Annotated in this window: 19 protein-coding genes; 13 read left to right on the forward strand and 6 right to left on the reverse strand. The window is 65.7% G+C overall.

Going from position 1 to position 17,496, the window contains the following annotated elements:
* The first annotated feature begins 45 nt into the window (after nt 1-45).
* The gene (locus YQ44_RS10095) at nt 46-558 is read left to right on the forward strand and encodes a hypothetical protein (RefSeq protein WP_071323264.1); all 513 of its coding nucleotides are present in this window, start codon (nt 46-48) and stop codon (nt 556-558) included.
* A 52-nt stretch (nt 559-610) separates the two neighbouring features.
* Complete coding sequence (locus YQ44_RS10100; RefSeq protein WP_071323265.1) at nt 611-1,132, forward strand: N-acetyltransferase; 522 nt, start codon at nt 611-613, stop codon at nt 1,130-1,132.
* A 3-nt stretch (nt 1,133-1,135) separates the two neighbouring features.
* Here YQ44_RS10100 and YQ44_RS10105 read toward each other — a convergent pair whose 3' ends face one another.
* A complete protein-coding gene (locus YQ44_RS10105; RefSeq protein ID WP_071323266.1) occupies nt 1,136-2,059 on the reverse strand; it encodes a LysR family transcriptional regulator in 924 nt (307 codons plus the stop codon).
* A gap of 153 nt (nt 2,060-2,212) precedes the next feature.
* Here YQ44_RS10105 and YQ44_RS10110 point away from each other — a divergent pair, with 153 nt between their 5' ends.
* The 4 genes from YQ44_RS10110 to dcd all read left to right on the forward strand — a co-directional run bounded on the left by YQ44_RS10110 (nt 2,213) and on the right by dcd (nt 5,266).
* Nucleotides 2,213-2,974, forward strand: a complete 762-nt coding sequence (locus tag YQ44_RS10110; RefSeq protein WP_071326384.1) for a sulfite exporter TauE/SafE family protein — start codon at nt 2,213-2,215, stop codon at nt 2,972-2,974.
* A gap of 34 nt (nt 2,975-3,008) precedes the next feature.
* Nucleotides 3,009-3,704, forward strand: coding sequence for an HAD family hydrolase (locus tag YQ44_RS10115; RefSeq protein ID WP_071323267.1), 696 nt, complete (start codon nt 3,009-3,011; stop codon nt 3,702-3,704).
* A 58-nt stretch (nt 3,705-3,762) separates the two neighbouring features.
* Entirely contained in the window at nt 3,763-4,563 is an 801-nt protein-coding gene (locus tag YQ44_RS10120; protein WP_071323268.1) for an alpha/beta fold hydrolase, read from the forward strand.
* Nucleotides 4,564-4,696: 133 nt separating this feature from the next.
* Complete coding sequence (dcd, locus tag YQ44_RS10125; RefSeq protein WP_034755486.1) at nt 4,697-5,266, forward strand: dCTP deaminase; 570 nt, start codon at nt 4,697-4,699, stop codon at nt 5,264-5,266.
* Nucleotides 5,267-5,304: 38 nt separating this feature from the next.
* On the opposite strand, the gene YQ44_RS10130 is transcribed toward dcd, so the two are convergent.
* Nucleotides 5,305-6,537, reverse strand: coding sequence for a PrpF domain-containing protein (locus YQ44_RS10130; RefSeq protein WP_232251234.1), 1,233 nt, complete (start codon nt 6,535-6,537; stop codon nt 5,305-5,307).
* A 159-nt stretch (nt 6,538-6,696) separates the two neighbouring features.
* Between YQ44_RS10130 and YQ44_RS10135 the strand changes: the two genes are divergently transcribed.
* Nucleotides 6,697-7,038 (forward strand): FlxA-like family protein, encoded by a 342-nt coding sequence (locus YQ44_RS10135; RefSeq protein ID WP_071323269.1) that lies wholly within the window; start codon nt 6,697-6,699, stop codon nt 7,036-7,038.
* A 43-nt stretch (nt 7,039-7,081) separates the two neighbouring features.
* On the opposite strand, the gene YQ44_RS10140 is transcribed toward YQ44_RS10135, so the two are convergent.
* Together YQ44_RS10140 and YQ44_RS10145 are read right to left on the reverse strand one after the other, a co-directional pair.
* Nucleotides 7,082-8,587, reverse strand: a complete 1,506-nt coding sequence (locus tag YQ44_RS10140; protein ID WP_071323270.1) for a sensor histidine kinase — start codon at nt 8,585-8,587, stop codon at nt 7,082-7,084.
* A 3-nt stretch (nt 8,588-8,590) separates the two neighbouring features.
* A complete protein-coding gene (locus tag YQ44_RS10145; RefSeq protein WP_071323271.1) occupies nt 8,591-9,280 on the reverse strand; it encodes a response regulator transcription factor in 690 nt (229 codons plus the stop codon).
* Nucleotides 9,281-9,497: 217 nt separating this feature from the next.
* Here YQ44_RS10145 and YQ44_RS10150 point away from each other — a divergent pair, with 217 nt between their 5' ends.
* The 3 genes from YQ44_RS10150 to YQ44_RS10155 are packed head-to-tail and all read left to right on the forward strand — an operon-like array spanning nt 9,498 to nt 11,063.
* Entirely contained in the window at nt 9,498-10,061 is a 564-nt protein-coding gene (locus tag YQ44_RS10150) for a Spy/CpxP family protein refolding chaperone (RefSeq protein ID WP_071323272.1), read from the forward strand.
* Nucleotides 10,062-10,086: 25 nt separating this feature from the next.
* The gene (locus YQ44_RS28810) at nt 10,087-10,251 is read left to right on the forward strand and encodes a hypothetical protein (RefSeq protein ID WP_156894764.1); all 165 of its coding nucleotides are present in this window, start codon (nt 10,087-10,089) and stop codon (nt 10,249-10,251) included.
* A complete protein-coding gene (locus tag YQ44_RS10155) occupies nt 10,209-11,063 on the forward strand; it encodes a dioxygenase family protein (RefSeq protein ID WP_071323273.1) in 855 nt (284 codons plus the stop codon). Before YQ44_RS28810 ends, YQ44_RS10155 begins: the two co-directional genes overlap by 43 nt.
* A gap of 11 nt (nt 11,064-11,074) precedes the next feature.
* Here the strand turns inward: YQ44_RS10155 and YQ44_RS10160 are convergent, their stop codons facing one another.
* Nucleotides 11,075-12,520, reverse strand: coding sequence for a DUF1501 domain-containing protein (locus YQ44_RS10160; RefSeq protein ID WP_071323274.1), 1,446 nt, complete (start codon nt 12,518-12,520; stop codon nt 11,075-11,077).
* Nucleotides 12,521-12,529: 9 nt separating this feature from the next.
* Nucleotides 12,530-14,356: a DUF1800 domain-containing protein gene (locus YQ44_RS10165; protein WP_071323275.1), complete on the reverse strand. Its 1,827-nt coding sequence runs from the start codon at nt 14,354-14,356 to the stop codon at nt 12,530-12,532.
* Between the two features lie 417 nt (nt 14,357-14,773).
* Here YQ44_RS10165 and YQ44_RS10170 point away from each other — a divergent pair, with 417 nt between their 5' ends.
* The 3 genes from YQ44_RS10170 to YQ44_RS10180 all read left to right on the forward strand — a co-directional run bounded on the left by YQ44_RS10170 (nt 14,774) and on the right by YQ44_RS10180 (nt 17,486).
* Nucleotides 14,774-15,349: a hypothetical protein gene (locus tag YQ44_RS10170; RefSeq protein ID WP_156894765.1), complete on the forward strand. Its 576-nt coding sequence runs from the start codon at nt 14,774-14,776 to the stop codon at nt 15,347-15,349.
* 63 nt (nt 15,350-15,412) lie between these two features.
* Nucleotides 15,413-16,126 (forward strand): hypothetical protein, encoded by a 714-nt coding sequence (locus tag YQ44_RS10175; protein WP_083411749.1) that lies wholly within the window; start codon nt 15,413-15,415, stop codon nt 16,124-16,126.
* A 4-nt stretch (nt 16,127-16,130) separates the two neighbouring features.
* Nucleotides 16,131-17,486 carry a hypothetical protein gene (locus YQ44_RS10180; protein ID WP_071323278.1) on the forward strand — a complete coding sequence of 452 codons (1,356 nt, stop codon included), beginning with the start codon at nt 16,131-16,133 and terminating at the stop codon, nt 17,484-17,486.
* The last annotated feature ends 10 nt before the right edge of the window (nt 17,487-17,496 follow it).

Here is a 17,496-nt window from a genome sequence, read left to right on the forward strand (position 1 = left end):
GCGTAGCGGCGCGCGGCGCTGCCTGACGATGCTGAAAGGATAAGGATGGCGCTGTTTAACTGGTGGAAGAAGGAAGCGGCTATGCCGCAGCTCGGCTTCGAGGAGCGGATTCGTTCGCAGAGTACGCAGGCGACGTCCCGGCAGTTTGACTTGCGGGGGCGGCAGACTGACGCCGTTCGCCAGCAACATCCATATCTATTTCATGTGACCGACGTGGCAACGGCCGAGGCCATCGTGAACTCGCAGCAACTGCAGGGCATTTTTACCTACGTTACGCTTTCCCAAGAATTGCAAGGCGCGGCACAACAGGCCGAAAGAAAAGGTTGTGCGCTGATTTTTCAATTCCAGGGGCTGCCGATTGTCGGGGAAGCTCCGTCAACGAAAGCGAAGGAGGTGGCTTACCACCATGTCGGTTCCGACGGCTATGTGGAGACGTTTATTGCTCACGGCACATTGGCACAGCTTACCCTGGTTGCGATTTCATTTCGCGGCGAGGCGCCGCTCTACGATGTCGCCTGGGTGCTGCATGCGCCGCTGGCCGTTTACGTGAAAAAATAGCCGCCATGATTGGACGCGCCGGGCCAGCCGCCGCGATGAGCAAGGAGCATGAATGACTGACCCCGGCACAACTTACCTTGTCGGCCCGGCGCAGGCCGCCGACATCGACGCCATCACGGCCTTGCTGCAAGCCAACTCTCCCTCGCACGGCGGCAGCCTGACGGGCGAGTTTTCGCGCGACAAGGTGGCCGCCATGGCCGATGGCACGTCGCCCGTCATCGTGGCGCGGCGCGTGGCCGATGGGCCGGTCGTTGGCGTGCTGTTCAGTGCGGCGACAGCCACCGCGCAGGCGCCCGTAGTGCTGGCCATGCTGGCCGCGTATGCGGGAGGAAAGGGCGCCTATGTGTACGGCCCCGTCTGCATTGCGGAATCGGAACGGGGGCAGGGCTTGCTGGCGCTGCTGTATGCGGCCCTGCGCGAGCAGCAACAGGGTGCGGAGGCCGTGCTGTTCATCCGGCGCGACAATCTGGCGTCGCTGCGCGCGCATGCACGGCTGGGCATGCGCGAGGTGGCCGGGTTTGTCTGCGATGGCGCCGAGTTTGCCGTGTATAGCGATGCGATCGTCGCGGAATAGTCGCTAACTTATGCGTTCATCGGGTATGTCCAGTCCCCGCTGCCGCACGTATTCGAGGAACAGCCGCGCCCCCTTGGCCATGCGCGAGGTGCCGTAGACGGCGTGGATGCTGGGGTCCAGCTCCTTCGACGAGGTCAGCCGGTACGCCGTGCAGACGCGCTGCAGGGTGCCGGCGGCCACGGCGGGTTCGGCCAGCCAGCTGGCCAGGCGCACGATGCCGGCGCCTTCCAGGGCCGCCTGGAAAGTGGCGATGCCGGAGGTGAAGCGGAAGCGCGGCTGCACCTGGTAGCGCACGTTGCGTTCGCCGGAGACGAAGTGCCAGTCGCGCAGGATGCGCGGCGCCGAATGCATGATGACGTCATGGCCGGCCAGCTCTTCGGGCTCTTCGGGCGCGCCCATGCGGGCTATATAGTCGGGTGAGGCGTACATGTAGCGGCGGTAATTCCACAGGGGATAGCCGATCAGTTCGCTGGACTGGGGAAAGGCGCCGCGGATGGCGAAATCGAGCTTTTCCTGGATGGGGTCGATCGACTTGTCCGAAAAATGGATGTCCACCGACACGTTCGGGTAATCGCGCGAAAACTGCGCCACCACTTTCGGCAAAAAGCCCAGCGACAGAATTTCCGGCGCCGAGAGGCGCACCCAGCCCTGCGGCGAGTTGCTCAGCTCGGCCAGCTGATCTTCCGCCTCGGCCTGCGTTTCCAGCAAGTGCTTGGCCGATGCGTAATAGGTTTCGCCGGCCGTCGTCAGGGTGAACTGTTTTTGCGTGCGCAGGATCAGCTCGGCGCCGATGGCGTCCTCGAGAAACTGGATGGCGCGCGTGACGGCCGACGGCGAGCGTCCCAGCATGCGCGCCGCGTGGATGAAGCTGCGCTTCTCGACGACGGTGCAGAAGGCGCGGATTTCCCACATCAGTTTCATCGACATCGTACGGCCCCGGCAGCAAAAGAGGCCAGTAGACCGCACGGGGCGCATTCCGTCAAGCGTTACGCCTGATTGCGTTTTCCGCAATATGAAGTTGCATCCAGAAAAATGCCCTGCGCCTATACTGCCCCTGTTGCCCATTTCCTGCTGCCTATCATGCTGACCATTTCGCTGCTGTGTTTATTTGCCTTCTTTGCCGGCCTGATCGATGCCGCCGTGGGTGGGGGCGGACTGATCCAGCTGCCGGCCCTGTTCAACCTGATGCCGAACATGGCGTCCACCTCCTTGCTGGGCACCAATAAGCTGGCGTCGGCCTGCGGCACCACGTTCGCGGCCCGCTCCTTTGTCGGCAAGGTGCATATCCCGTGGCTGCTGGTGCTGCCGGCCGTGGCCAGCGCCTTCATCATGTCCTTCATCGGCGCGGCCGCCGTATCCTATGTGCCGCAGCAGGTGGTGCGTCCGATGGTGCTCGTATTGATCATCATCATGGCCATCTACACCTTCATCAAGAAGGATTTCGGCACCACGCGCGAGGCGCGTCCCATCGGCGGGCGCGAACGCATCCTGGCCATCGTCATCGGCGGCGCCATCGGCTTTTATGACGGCCTGTTCGGGCCGGGCACGGGCAGTTTCCTGATCTTCCTCTTCATCCGCGTCTTCGGCTTCGATTTCATCCTCGCTTCGGCCTGCTCGAAACTGGTGAATATCGCCACCAACGTGGCGGCGCTGGCCTTCTTCATTCCCGCCGGCCACGTGGTCTACGCCGTGGCCGCACCCATGGCCGTGTGCAATATCCTGGGCGCCCTGACGGGCACGTGGATCGCCGTGCGCCGTGGCGCCGCCTTCGTGCGCATCCTCTTCCTCGTGCTGCTGGTGTTGCTGATCGTGAAGCTGTCCTACGACATTTTCTTCAAGTAATCAGTTCAAGTAAGCATTTAAGCCGAACCTCGCCATGAAAACCATCCAGGGTGTGCTGTGGGACAACGATGGCGTGCTGGTCGATACTGAACAGCTGTTTTATGAAAGCAACCGCGACTTGCTGTTGCCCTACGGCATAGACCTGACGCCGAAGCAGTTCTTCGACTGGTTCCTGGACAATAACTATGGCGCCTGGCATGTACTGCTGGGGCAGGGCCACGATATCGCACTGGTCGACCGCCTGCGCCTGGAACGCAAGCGGCTGTTTGCCGACCGTTTGCGCCAGGCGCGCCGCTTGGCCCTGCCGGGCGTGCAACAGGTGCTGGCAGCCTTGCGTCCGCATGTCGCGATGGGCGTCGTCACGAGTGCATATGAACAACATTTCGAGATCAGCCATGCCGCCACGGGCTTGCGCGGGCATTTCGACTTCGTGCTGACGCGTGAAATGTACCTGGAAAGCAAGCCGGCGCCCGATGGCTATCTGCTGGGCTTGCAGCGCCTGGGCCTGGATGCCGCCCACTGCGTGGCCGTGGAAGACTCGCCGCGCGGTTTGCGCGCCGCCAACGCTGCCGGCCTGGAGTGCATCGTCCTGCGCAACCAGATGAACCGTCACCACGCTTTTGACGGCGCGTTTTGCGTGGTCGAGTCGATGGCCGAGCTGGGCGAAGTGCTGGCTTCGTTCGTGCCCGGCATGGCCGTGGCGCAGCGGCAATTAGAGGCCTTCCTCTGATACGTCTTGCCGGGCTGCCATTACAATTGCCTATCGCATTTACCGGCCCAGCCCCACGATGACACTCCCGCAGCTGCACTTTGCCCACGCCAACAGTTATCCCGCCGGCACTTACCGCAAGCTGTTCGGCTTGCTGGGCCAGTATTTCCAGGTACAGGCCCTCGACATGCACGCGCACGACCCCGCGTATCCCGTCAGCACGGGATGGCCCGAGCTGGTGCGCGAGTATATCGACGACCTCGAGCGCCGCTACACGGCCCCCGTGATCCTCGTCGGCCACTCGCTCGGCGGCATGCTCAGCGTGATGGTGGCCAAGCGGCGGCCCGATCTCGTGCGCTGCGTGGTCTTGCTCGATTCGCCCGTGGTGGCGGGCTGGCGCGCCTTGCTGGTGCGCCTGGCGCGCAACACGGCGCTCGGTGAACGCTTCTCGCCGGCACGCTTTTCCGCCAAGCGGCGCAAGCTGTGGCCCGATGCGCAGGCCGCGTATGAGCACTTTGCAGCCAAGGACATGTTCGCCATCTGGGCGCCGCAAGTCTTGCGCGACTACATCGCCAGCGGCCTGGCGCCGCATCCGGACGGGGTGCAGCTGCGCTTCACGCGCGAAGTGGAAACGGATGTATACCGCAGCTTGCCGCACCATATCGGCAGCCTCGTGCGCGATGGCTTGTCCGTACCGATCGGCTTTATCGGCGGCACGGCATCGGTGGAATGCCGCCAGGCGGGCTTGACGGCCACGCGCAAGCTGGTCGGTCCGTTTTTCCGCCAGGTGCCTGGCGGCCATTTGTTCCCGATGGAAAACCCCGAGTTGACGGCGCAGGTGGTGCGCGAGATGATCGCTGCGTTGCTGGCGAAACACTAGACTATTGGCAATGATTTTCAGGGGGCAATGGCCAACGGCGGTGGATTTTCGCGTAAAATCCTGCCATCCGGGCCGCGCCTGCTCAAGGCGTGCCGCCCCAGCCATTCCGATATTCTAGAAAGATGCCCCTGCGATGACGATTAAAAGCGATAAATGGATACGCCGCATGGCGGAAACAACCGGCATGATCGAGCCGTTCGAGCCGGGCCAGGTCAAGGAACGCGACGGCAACCGCATCGTGTCCTACGGCACGTCCAGCTATGGCTATGACATCCGCTGCGCCGACGAGTTCAAGCTGTTTACCAACATCAATACCACCATCGTCGATCCCAAGGATTTTGACGCGAACAACTTCGTCGACGTGTCGGGCAAGGGTTATTGCATCATCCCGCCGAACTCGTTCGCGCTGGCCCGTACGGTCGAGTATTTCCGCATTCCCCGTAATGTGCTGACGATTTGCCTGGGCAAGAGCACCTATGCGCGCTGCGGCATCATCGTCAACGTCACGCCGTTCGAACCGGAATGGGAAGGTTATGTGACCTTGGAGTTTTCCAACACGACACCGTTGCCGGCGAAGATCTACGCCAACGAAGGCGTGGCGCAAGTGCTGTTCTTTGAATCCGATGAAGTGTGCGAAACGTCGTACAAGGACCGTGGCGGCAAGTACCAGGGCCAGGTCGGCGTCACCTTGCCAAAAACCTGAGCGACGGCGGGCAGGCGCCAGTCCTGCCTTGTGTCTGCTTAAAGCTGTTTCAGCAGCCAGGCTTTCAGCGGCGGCGATGCCTGGTACAGCGGAACATGGCCGCGTAGCAAGATTTGCGTGCTGCGCCGGTAAGCCGCGCTGCGGATGGCCAGTGTATCGCCATCCTGGCGCGCCACGATGCCGGTGCCCAGGATGCCGGCCGGATTTTCTATGCCCACCGCGATTTCCGCCTCGTTCGCTCCCACGGCCGGCAAGCCGCGCGCCATGGCGTGCGCCACCGTGCCTGGTATCAGGCAGGCGGCCGCCAGGCAGCAGCCGCCCGAGACGGCCAGCGAAGCGTGGCCCGCCTGCGGCGTAAAGTAACGTACAGCAATATTTCCCTCTCCCGACGCCGGCCCCACGATGCAGAACTTGGGGATGGTTTCGCTGCGCCCGAGCTCATCCAGGCTCATCGGCTGGCCATCGCCCCGCCGCAAGCCCATCAGTTGCCCCGCCGCGCTCCACACCTGGCGGATGGCGTGCATGAAAGCCGCGTCCGCTTCCAGTTCCGCGATGGCCTCGCGCGCCGTCTTGCCGAACTGGCTGGCCAGCGCGATGACCATGGGCACGGCCACATCCACGCACGAGACGTCGTAGCCGAGCACCTTATCCTGCGCCTTGCCCGTCGGTAAGAGCTTGCCCGTCTTGGCGCCCACGGGTTGCTGCAGGAATAGATCGACGCGGGGAAAGCTGCCGGGCACGCCGGGTATGCCGGTCGCCGCAAAGCTGCCGTCCGGTTCGCGCGCCATGCGCGAGGTGGTGATGACGCCCGTGTTGGTGTTGCGGATGTCGATGGCGTGCGGGCCGATGGCCAGTGCCTCGATGACGCCGCTATCGAGGCCCCACAGTTGCAGGGCGGATGACATATTGCCGCAGTTCACGCTCCAGTCGATCCCGGCATGGCCGCCGGCCAGTTGCGCCAGGGTGCTGACGAGGCGCGCCTGGCCCGCATGCTGTTCCACTTCGACAAGAAAGACTTTATTGCTGGTCGGTGCGCCGCGCCCCAGCCCCGTGATTTGCCGGTTGCCCGGCAACTGGCCGGACATGGGCGCGCCCATCAGGTGGCGCAGCAATTCCTCGCGCAAGGCCAGGTCGGTCGGCACGGACGCCGCGTGCAAGACCAGGCCCGTCGAGGTACCGCCGCGCATGTGATGGACGGAAAACTCGATGACGCCGCAGCGCAGGCGGGGCAGGAAGTCGGGCAGGGCGGGCAGCAAGGATGTCGTCATCATTGATCAAGGCCAAGGAAGGGAAGTCCCAGTGTGCCAGCTTTGCATGCCGGGAGGCAAGCGTGCGTCGGAGCGGCGTCTTTACCTGGCTTTACACGCGCGCCACTACATGCGCACCTGCCCGTGCCGTTAACATTGGTATCGACACACACAGGAGGCATCATGGTAGCGGCAATCGGTACAGGCGGCGCGGTCAGCGCGGCCAGTGGCGGCAGTTCGGGCGGCAGCTCGCAAATCGCGGCGCTGCAAAAGCAGATCACGGCGGCGCAAAAGGAATTGACGGAGTCGCAGAAGGGTGAGCAGACGGAAACGTCGCAAAAGCTGCAGCAGCAGCTGGCGCAGCAGATCCAGGCCTTGCAGGCGCAAATTGCCCAGTTGCAGGCAGCCGCCGCGCAAAAGGCGGCCCAGCAAAGCACGCAGGCGGCCGGCAGCGCCGATACGGCCACCAGCCCGGCCGCATCGGCCTCGTCCACCCTGGGCAGCATCATCGATACGCAGGCGTAACAGGGCGGCTGGCCATCCCCTGCGCCAGGCTGGCCGTGATGGCTCAGCCTGGCGTTTTCACGGGCAGCAGCATTTCCACGCACAGCCCGCCGCCGTCGCGCAGGCTGGCCCCGATGCGGCCGCCATGGGCGCCGATCACGTGCCGGGCGATGGCCAGGCCCAGACCATGGCCATCCGTGCTGTGCCGGGTAGGGCTGGCGCGGAAGAACGGTTCGAAAATGCTGGCGAGGTCGGCCGTGGCCACGCCCGGCCCCCGGTCCAGCACGGCGATGCGCAGCATTGCCTGCCTGCCATCGTCTTGGCGCGACATCGCCACGTCCACCGTGCCGCCGTCCGGGCTGTGCTTGACGGCATTGCGCACGACATTTTCCACGGCGCGCGCCAGCAATTCCGGCTGGCCCGTGACCATGGCATCGGCGCTGGCCGCGTCGCCCGCCACGGCGATGGCCACCTGGCGCGCCCCGGCCTCGTAGCGGGCGTCTGCCACGATATCGTGCACGAGGTCGGCGATGGCGACGTCTTCGCTGTGCGGTTGCGCCGCGCCCCCCTGCGCGGCGCCCGCTTCCAGCCGGGACAGGGTCAGCAGTTCGCCGATCAGCTTGTCCATGCGCTCGCTTTCGCGTTCGATGCGCTGCATCGAGGCGGCCATCTTTTCCGGCTGCTGGTGGGCCAGGCCGATGGCCGCCTGCAGGCGCGCCAGCGGCGAGCGCAGCTCGTGCGAGACATCATGCAGCAAGCGCGTCTGGCTATCCATGAGGTGGCGCAAGCGTCCCGTCATGCGGTCGAAATCACGGCCCAGGTCCGTCAATTCGTCGCCGCGCTTGCCGCTGGCGTGGAAGCGCGGCGCCAGGTCGCCATGCGATGCGGCCTCGAACGCCTGCCGCAGGTCGCGGATGGGACGGGCAAAGTACCAGGCCAGCAGGAAGGCGAACAGCAGGCTGGCGGCGATGGCGGCGGCGAGGGGAATGAAGGTGCGGTAGGGACTGTCCAGGCGCGGGCCGGGCGGCGGGCCCCGTTCGAACTGCGGGCGGGGCGGCGCGGCGCCTGCTGCGCCTGACCGTGGCCCTGGCGGCATGCCGCGCGGACCGCTCATGGTGACGGCATTGAGGGTATCGCGCGCGGCGCCTGCCTCGGCATTGCGGAAGCGTTCGGAGGAGGGCAGGAACAGCAGGTAGCGCTTGCCGTCGCTACCGCCCGCCTCGCGCACCACGGGGTGCGACTGCGGCTGCGCCAGCAAGGTGCGCGCCTTGAGCAGCATGGCGGGGTGGACATTGCGTCCCATCAATTCGTGCCCTTGCGCATCGACGGCAAACACGCGCAGCCGCTCCATCTTGCCGAGAAACTGGCGCAGGGCCCCGCTGCCGCCCGCTTCCAGCGTGGCGCTGGCCGCTTCGATGGCCATTTGCGCGGGCGGGCTGGTGTCGATGTCGAGCGCCCGTTCCTGCAGGGCGGCGCGGTTTTTCAGCCAGAAGGTGCCGCCGATGCCGATGGTGGCCGTCACCTGGGCCAGCATGATGCACAGGAAAAACTTCCAGAACAATCGGCCCACGGCTTACTCCTTGATCAGCTGGTAGCCGAGCCGGTACACGGTTTGCAGGCAGGAACGGCCGTCGGCCAGGCTGCCCAGCTTGCGGCGCAGGCTGCTCAAATGCACGTCGATATTGCGGTCGAAGCGGGCCATGGGCCGCCCCAGGCCCAGTTCCGACAATTGATTCTTGCTCACGGGCTTGCCCGCGTGGCGCACCAGCACTTCCAGCAGGTTGAATTCCGTGCTCGTCAGTTCCAGGTGCGTGCCGGCCCAGGCGGCGCGGCGCTGCTCCGGCCACATCGTCAGCTGGCCCACGGTCAGCGGCGCCGTGCCCCCGTTGTCGTGCGGCGCCGCCTGCGCACGGCGCAGGATGGCGCGGATGCGCGCCGTCAGTTCGCGCGGCGTGCATGGTTTCGTCACGTAATCGTCGGCGCCCAGTTCCAGGCCCACGATGCGGTCCGTGTCGTCGCCGCGCGCCGTCAGCATCAGGATGGGCAGGGTGCTGCCGGCGCGGATGCGGCGCAGCGTTTCCAGGCCATTCATGCGCGGCATCATGACGTCGAGGATGGCGATCGCATATTTGCCCGACAGGGCTTCGGCCGCGCCGCTTTCGCCGTCGTGCACGGCCTTGGCGTCGAACCCTTCCTGCGTCAGGTACTCCTGGAACATGCCGACCAGCTCGACGTCGTCGTCGATTAACAAAACCTTGCTCATGCCTGTACTTTTTCGGTGGATATCGCCCGATGATAGCAGCCAAACGCGGGTGTTCACGGCCGTTTTACCCACTTTTACATGCCGGCGCGCCCGTTCCTGCGACCATTGCCGCCCACATGCCTGCTTACATTCCTTTACACGCTTTTACGCCGCCCTAACGCTGCTTTACATGGCGGACGCCGACAATCAAGGCTGATCGCCACGAAAGGAATGTCCCATGAAATACCTGAGCATAGTCGTCTCCCTGTTGCTGCTGTCGGCCTGCAGCATGCCGCTCGTCGCCCTGGCCCAGCAGGCGACGGCTTCCGACGGCCCGCCGCCGCATCCGATGGAGGGCGCGCCGCCGGGAGCCGGACGCGGTCCCGGTTCCGGCCCCGGTCCCGGTCCCGGTCCCGGCTTCGGCCACGGTCCCGGGGCGGGCTTGCCGCCATTCCTGCGCGGCGTCGAGCTGAGCGAAGCGCAGCAGGACAAGGTCTTCGCCGCCACTTATGCCCAGGCGCCGCTGCTGCGCGAACAGCACAAGATCGCCTTCAAGGCGCATGAGCAGCTGCGCGAACTGGCCGCCTCATCCGCCTATGACGATGCCAGGGCCGCCACGCTGGCGAACACGGCGGCCCAGGCGATGGCGCAGATCAGCTTGCAACAGGCGCGGCTGGACCAGCAATTGCTGGCCGTGCTGACGCCGGAACAGCGCCAGCAGCTGGCCCGGCAGCGCGAAGACGGCCCCGGACCACGCGGCCAGGCCGTTGAACGCGTCCAGCTGGCTGCGCGCCAGCGCTAAGCTGCCCGATACAGTGGCCTGAACCATGGAACGCCAGTTCGCCCTTGCTGTCAGGAAAGCGCTCGCGGAACGGGCCGTGCAAGCCCTGTTCCTGTGCGCCAGCCTGAACCCGGCATTGGCGGGCTTGCCCCACTTGATGGAGTATTTATGGACTTACATGACCACGGCCTGGCATCCGACCTCGAAATGATGGCTGCGCTGGCGGCCGAGCGGCGCCAGGTCTTGCGCTGGCTGCTGGCGGGCGCGGCCGGTTTGCCCCTGATCAGCTGCGGCGGCGGTTCCGACGCCGGCACGACGGCCGTGGCCGGCAGCGGCGCAGGCACGGTCGCGACGCCCACCGTCCCCGCCACGGGCGCCTGCGCGGTGATCCCCGAGGAAACGGGCGGGCCGTATCCGGCCGACGGCACGAACACGCATGGCGGCAGCATCGTCAACGTGCTGAACCTGTCGGGCGTCGTGCGCAGCGACATCCGTGCCAGCTTCAACGGCGCCACGGGCGTGGCGGCCGGCGTGCCTTTGACCATCAACTTGCAATTGCTCAACGCCAGCGGCGGCTGCGCCAGCCTGGCCGGCTACGCCATTTACCTGTGGCATTGCGACCGCGACGGCCTGTATTCGCTGTACTCGAGCGGCGTGACGGCGCAGAATTACTTGCGCGGCGTGCAGGAAACGGACAGCGCCGGCGCGCTGAGCTTTACAACCATCTTTCCCGGCTGCTACGCAGGACGCATGCCGCACGTGCATGTCGAGGTCTATCCCAGCCTGGCGAAGGCGGCCGGCGCCGCGAGCCGCATCAAGACGTCGCAGTTCACGTTCCCGATGGCAACATTGAACGAGGCCTATACGGCCAGCGGCTACACGGCCAGCGTGCGCAACCTGGCGCAGATCAGCTATGCCACCGACAACGTCTTCAGCGACGGTACCAGCCTGCAGATGGCCACGGTGACGGGCAGCGCCACGGATGGCTATGTCGTTACCCTGAGCATCGCCGTCAACGGCTAGGCGCCGAGTGCTCAGGTGGCCATGAAACCCAGGTCGCGCCGGCTGAAGTTGCCGATGTTGGGGAACACGCTGGCCAGCTGGCTGTCGGCCACGCCGAACCACCTGGCCAGGGTGGCGCCGTACTGGTCCACCGACGTGGTGGGCAGCAGGGCGCCGGAGCCGACGTCGAGTTCATGGCCCACGCCCGTGGCGGGGAAGGCACCGTAGATGTCGCGGCCCTTCACGGCGCCGCCTACGACGAAGTGGTGCGCGCCCCAGCCGTGGTCCGTGCCGTCGCCATTGCTGCTGAAGGTGCGGCCGAAGTCCGACGCCGTGAACGTCGTCACCTGGCGCCGCATGTCGGCGCCCTGCAGCGCGGCCAGGGCCGTGTCGAAATACGCGAGCGCATGCGCAACGCGCGCCATCAGGTCGGCATGCAGCGCCTTTTGCCGGTCATGCGTGTCGAAACTGCCCAAGGTCACGTAAAACACCTGGCGTTTCGCGCCCAGCGGGCCGCGCCCGCCGATGATGCGCGCCACCGTCTGCAATTGCACGGCCAGCGGATTGGCGCCGGACGCGCCCGTGTTCGGATTGACATAGGGCGGGGGATTGGGCACGCCGCCCGGGCCGGCCGGCAGCATGGCGCCGCTGAGGATGCTTTGACTGGAGATGGCGCGCTCGATCATGGCCACATGTTCCTGTTCCATCATGTCGCTGCCGGCCGTCGTGATGATTTCGCGCAAGGCGGCCGGTCCCTGCGCCGTGCCGAACAGGCTGCCGCCAAGGTTGATATTGCGAATCGGCACCGCACCGGACTGACCCACCTGGAACTGGCGCACCTGGCGCCCGCTCAGGAACAGCGCGTTCGATGCCGCGGACACGGCCGTGAACATGGCGTTGCTGTTGCCGGTGCCCACCAGGTCGCCCAGGCGACCGCCCCAGCCCACGCTGGCGCCTTCCGGCAAGCCCGACTGCCAGGTCGATTGCTGGTCGTTGTGCGAAAACAGCTTGGGCGGCAAGGCCACGCTTCCCGCCTTGTATTGCGCCAGGGTGACGGGCTGGATCAAGGTGCCCACATTGGCGACGACGGCGGCGCGGCCGTCATCGAACAGGCTTTTCAGCGGGCCGAGCGCAGGATGCAGGGCAAAGCTGCGCCCCGCTTGCGCGGTGGCCGGCACGATGGGCAGCACGCCACCGGCTGCGCCGACGGCGGGCAGGTGGATCGAATCATTGCTGCCCGTGTTGCGCAGGCGCAGGTATTCATTCCAGGAAGGCGTATCGGTCGCCAGCACCGTGTTGAAGGCATCGTTGCCGCCAGCCATGAACAGGCACACGAGCGCCTTGTAGTCATCGGCCGACTGGGCGGCGGCCTGGCCCATGGCGGCCAGGTTGAGGGCGAATGGCGCGGCCGTGCTGCCGGCCAGGCCCAGCATGGAACCGAGGAAGCGGCGGCGGGAAAAAGCGGGGAGTTGGGACATGCGGCTTCCTTATTTCTGGACCAGGTATTCAGGCGAGGCCATCGACAGGAAGATGGCCAGGCGTACGCGGTAGGTTCGTGCGAGATTGACTTGTGCGGCATTGCTGCCGTTGGCGGCCGGAATCGGCACGCTATTCACGGCGGACAGGATGGTGCCGCGCAGCTTGGCCGACATGTTGCCGGCCAACAGCAGCAGGTCAACGCGGTCGAGCAAGGCTGCCGGCTGGTCGGCCAGGGCCAGTTCGGCCGCATAGTCCGCCTTCACTTCGGCGCTTTCTCCCACGCCGCCGCTGATGGCATCCTGGATGAAGTTCAGATAGCCGGTGACGGACGGCTCCGCCGTGATCTGCATTTCCGGCGCCACCAGGCCCGCAGTGGCCAGCGGCGAATTGGGCGGCACATAGCTGGGACGGAAATAATTGAAGACGGATGGCGCATTCATGGGATTCTGGCCCAGGCCCGTGAGCGGATCGCTCAGATAATAGATGCGGTATTGCGAGGCGGCATCCTTGGCGTTAAAGGCGCGCATCCAGTTGCCCAGGCGTACCAGCGGTTCACGCAGCTTCCCCGTGCGCAAGGTCGTGCCGGCCGGGGCCAGCGCTTCCGGATCGAGCAGCACGGCGCGCAGCACGGCCTGCATGTCGCCGCGCACGCCCGCGCCATTGTTGGCAAATGCGGCGGCGACCCTGCCTACATAGGCGGGGCTGGGATTGCTGGTGACGAGGCGCTGGATCAGCTGGCGGCCGAAGAAGGGCCCCGTGTTCGGATGGTTGAACAGGGTGTCGAGGGCTTGCGCCAGGTCGGCTTCGCCGCTGGTGGCGCCCGAAATGCTGACTCCCAAGAAACGTTTTTCACCGGTGGAATGGAAGGCTGCGTAATTCTGCATCGGTTTCCAGTCGCGGTCCGGGTCGGCAACGCTGCCGTTGAAACGGGTGGCGCCCTGGTCCGGCCCGGCCCAGCTCCAACCCGTAAACACTTTCGCCAGGCCGCTCACGTCGTCGCGCGAGTAGGTGTCGATGGGCTTGCCTCCGGACAATTTCAAGCTGCCGTCCGCGTTCAGCTGGTACAGGCCGATGGTGAAGAGCTGCATGACTTCGCGGGCGAAATTTTCATCCGGCGTACGCGTCGCCGACTCCTTCTGATTGCGCAGGTGCGACAGGTACAGCCCCATCATCGGGTGCGTGGCGACGCCTTGCAGCAGCGCGCGGAAGTTGCCGAACGCATGTTGCCCCAGCATGTCGTAATAGCTGGCAACACCCCGCGTGTGCGGCCACACGGCTTCGTTTTGCGTGGAAATGACAAAAATTTCCGACAAGGCGAATGCCGTGCGTTGCCGCAGCTGGTCGTCGCCGCGCACGGCCTGCTGCCAGAACGTTTCATAGAAATCCGGCGGCAGGGCCTTGCCGGCCGTCGCGCCCGCCGGTGGAAACTTCGCATCGATATATTTGCGATGCAAGGTTTGTGGCCTGGAAAACTGGTATTTGAACCAGGCGTCGCTGTCGCTGGCGGCCAGCGCATCGATGGCCGCCATATTCGGGCCGAACGTGGCCCGGCCCAGGAAACGCGACGCCTGCTGGCGCGTGAAGGTCGTCGCCTGCCCGGCGGGCGGGATCGTCAACGGTGGTGGCGGGACGGTTTCCCCGGGGACTGCCGGCTCGCCCGGCGTCACATCCGGGGGCGCCACCGTGGCGGGCGGTTCCACCGTTGCCGGTGGCACCACCGAGACATCGGGTTTCTGTACCGGGGTGGCCGGACTGTCGCCACCACCGCCGCAGGCGGCAAGCAAACTCAGGAGTGTTACGGCTGCGAATAAGCGGCGCAAAGTAGGGAAGGTCATTTAGTTTCTTTATGGCAATCAAATTCTGACCTCGTAATTGTAGAGCTTACTTACTGGAAGTGCGTTCTCAAAAGAATATTTATGTCTTGTCCATCTTTTAAATTGATAAGTTTTTTGACGAAGTTGCCGGATGATAGCTTCAATTTGAAGGAACTTTATTTTTTGCAAATGGAAAAATATTTTTGCGTGCACGCCTACTTGTGGTCGATGCATGACGTAAAAATTCCCTCGCATTAAGCTTGTTTAAAAATTCATGGACACAGCGAAAATAGCTTCGCCGGAAACCATGGTTTTTACGCCATCGGCGAAATGCCGTTCGCCGCCGCGCCCTCCATTCCCCCGACTCCCTGCTGGCACGGCCCTTGCAATAACAGGGCATGGGCCGCGTGCCTTCCTTGTGTTTTGCCGGAGCCTGCCATGACCAGCCGCCTGCTTGCCTACCGTCCCGAAATGGAATTGCCCGAATCGCCGGACACGCTGCCCTTGCAGCACGAGGATGAACTGGCGCTGGCCGCGCAGCTGCTGGAAGTGCAGGCACCGGGGCGCTTCGACGCTTTCCTCGCGCGCCAGCTGGCGGGCACGGTGGCGGGGCGGCAGGTGCGCGGCACGCCGCTGGAAAGACCGCTGCGCCAGCTGCTGGGCAGGGTGGTGGCGCCCATGCTGCCCCTGCATGGCGGTTCCGCGCAGGCGCTCAAGCAGCGTGCCGCGCACATCTTCGGCATGGAACTGGAAGGACTGAGTCCGGAAGACAAGGAATTCGAACTGGCGCGCCATGTCGTGCATCTGATCGACGCCGTCAATACGGAGCTGGCGCAGCAAGGGCGCGCCGCCGCCGCGCGCACGCCGGCGGCGCGGGTGGAAGCGGCAGTGCTGCAAGCGGCGCGCACCCTGGCGCCAGGCTTGCTCAAGCATGCGGCGCAAACGCCAGGGCCGGGACGGGACGGTGGCTACTGGCGCCGCGAAGGCGGGCACATCGTCGTGCTCGATGGTTAGCCGGGTGGTCATGCCATCCGGCACGGTAGGGTCAACTGAGGTTTCAACTTTTAGGAGTTCATCATGCATGACATAGATCGTACGACCCTGGAATATGGGCAGGAGATGTCGGGCTTTGAGGCGGAACAGTTCGAATTTGGCCAGGGCGAGTGGAGCGGCGAGGGCGGCTCGAACGCCATGTTTTCCGAGGCGGAAGAAATGGAGCTGGCCAATGAATTGTTGTCGGTCAGTAATGAGGCCGAACTCGAGCAGTTTCTCGGCAATTTCCTGCGCAAGGCCGCCTCCGTGGCGGGCGGCATCATCAAGTCGCCCGTGGGCCAGGCCATCGGCGGCGTGCTCAAGGGTGTGGCGAAGAAAGCCATTCCGCTGGCTGGCGGCGCCATCGGCGGTTATTTCGGCGGCCCGCTGGGCGCCAAGATCGGCAGCGGCCTGGCTTCGGCCGCCGGCAGCGCGCTGGGCCTGGAGGCGGAAGCGTCATCGAACGAGGACCGCGAATTCGAGGGCGCCAAGCAATTCGTGCGCCTGGCCGCCGATACCGTCAACCGCGCGGCCCAGGCACGCGGTTCGGGCGATCCGCGCGCCATCGCCCAGGCGGCGGCCAGCGCCGCGGCGCGCCAGTTCGCGCCCGGACTGCTGGCGCGTCCGGGCAGCCAGGTCGCCACGCAGAACGGCGCCGGCAGCCAGGCGCCGGGCGCCGCGCGCAGCCAGGCCGGCATGCGTCCGGCCAGCGGCCGCTGGGCGCGGCAGGGCCACAAGATCGTCCTCTACGGCGTCTGAGATCATGGCCATCGGCGCTTACGCTGCCTGGATGCTGGCGCAGGAGGCGCGCTCGCTGCTGACGCGGCTGGCGCGGCTGGAGCCGTTCGCGCTGATCGAGCCGACGGTGCTGGCGGCCGCCCTGATGCCCAGCGCCCAGTCGGCCATCGAAAGCCAGCTGGTGCAGGGCCGGCGCGAATTGCGGCGCATGGTGGCCCAGTTCCAGTGGTGGCTGCGGCGCGAGCAGGCCGACGGCGCCAGCATGGCCACGGCCGCCGAGGCGCAGCGCCGGTTTATCTTCCTGCGCCTGAAATTCAATGCCGCGCTGACCCAGTTCGACCTGTTCAATGAGGTCATCACGCAGCGCAGCGAACACAAGACGGGCGTGTGGCTGGCCGGCCTCGACATCGTCGCCGCCGACGCGCTGGCGCTGCCTGGCGACGTGTATCAGGCGCCGCCCGTGATCTGCTACCTGGACCGGGGGCCGGGGGCGGCCATCCGCCGCGCGCGCACGCGCCTGCCAGGTGGCGGCGACAATCCCGTCGCCATCATCCGCCTGCCGCGCGAACGCATGATCGGCAGCAGCATCGCTTCGTCGCTGGTGCACGAGGTAGGGCACCAGGGCGCGGCGCTGCTGGACCTGGTGGCTTCGCTGCGGCCCGTGCTGCAAGCGATGCAGCATGGCGGCAGCGGCGCCGTGCACGTGTGGCAGCTGTGGGAACGGTGGATATCCGAGATCGTGGCCGATTTCTGGTCGCTGGCGCGCGTCGGCGTGGCCGCCACCCTGGGCCTGATCGGCGTCGTCAGCCTGCCGCGCGTGTTTGTCTTCCGCCTCAACGTGGACGATCCCCACCCGGTGCCGTGGCTGCGGGTCAGGCTCAGCTGCGCCATGGGCCGGGCCCTGTATCCGCACCCGCAATGGAGCCGCCTGGAGCAGCTGTGGCTGTCGTACTACCCGCTGGCGGGCCTGCCCTTGTTCCAGCAGCGGCTGCTGGAACAGCTGCAAGCGAGCATGGCGGCCCTGGTCGGCCTGCTGGTGCAGCACCGGCCACCGGCCCTGCGCGGCGCCTCGCTGGCCGAAAGCATGGCCGTGCAGGCACGCCAGCCGGCCAGGCTGGGCCATTTGTTTCGCAGCTGGAACCTGGCGCCCGGGCAGATGTACGAGGCCGCCCCCACCCTGGTGTTTGCCGTGCTGGGCCAGGCGCGCGCCAGCGGCAGCCTGAGTCCCGAAGACGAAAGCGAGCTGCTGGGACGCCTGCTGACGCACTGGGCCTTGCGCAGCACCCTGGACACGTCGGAACTGTGCGCCGATGTCGTGCGGCATGGCCGCCAGGCTGGCGGGACGGTGCCGCCCCCGGCATCCCGTTTGATTATCCATTGAGGAGAATGAC

The sequence above is a fragment of the Janthinobacterium sp. 1_2014MBL_MicDiv genome (assembly GCF_001865675.1).
Lineage (GTDB): Bacteria > Pseudomonadota > Gammaproteobacteria > Burkholderiales > Burkholderiaceae_D > Janthinobacterium.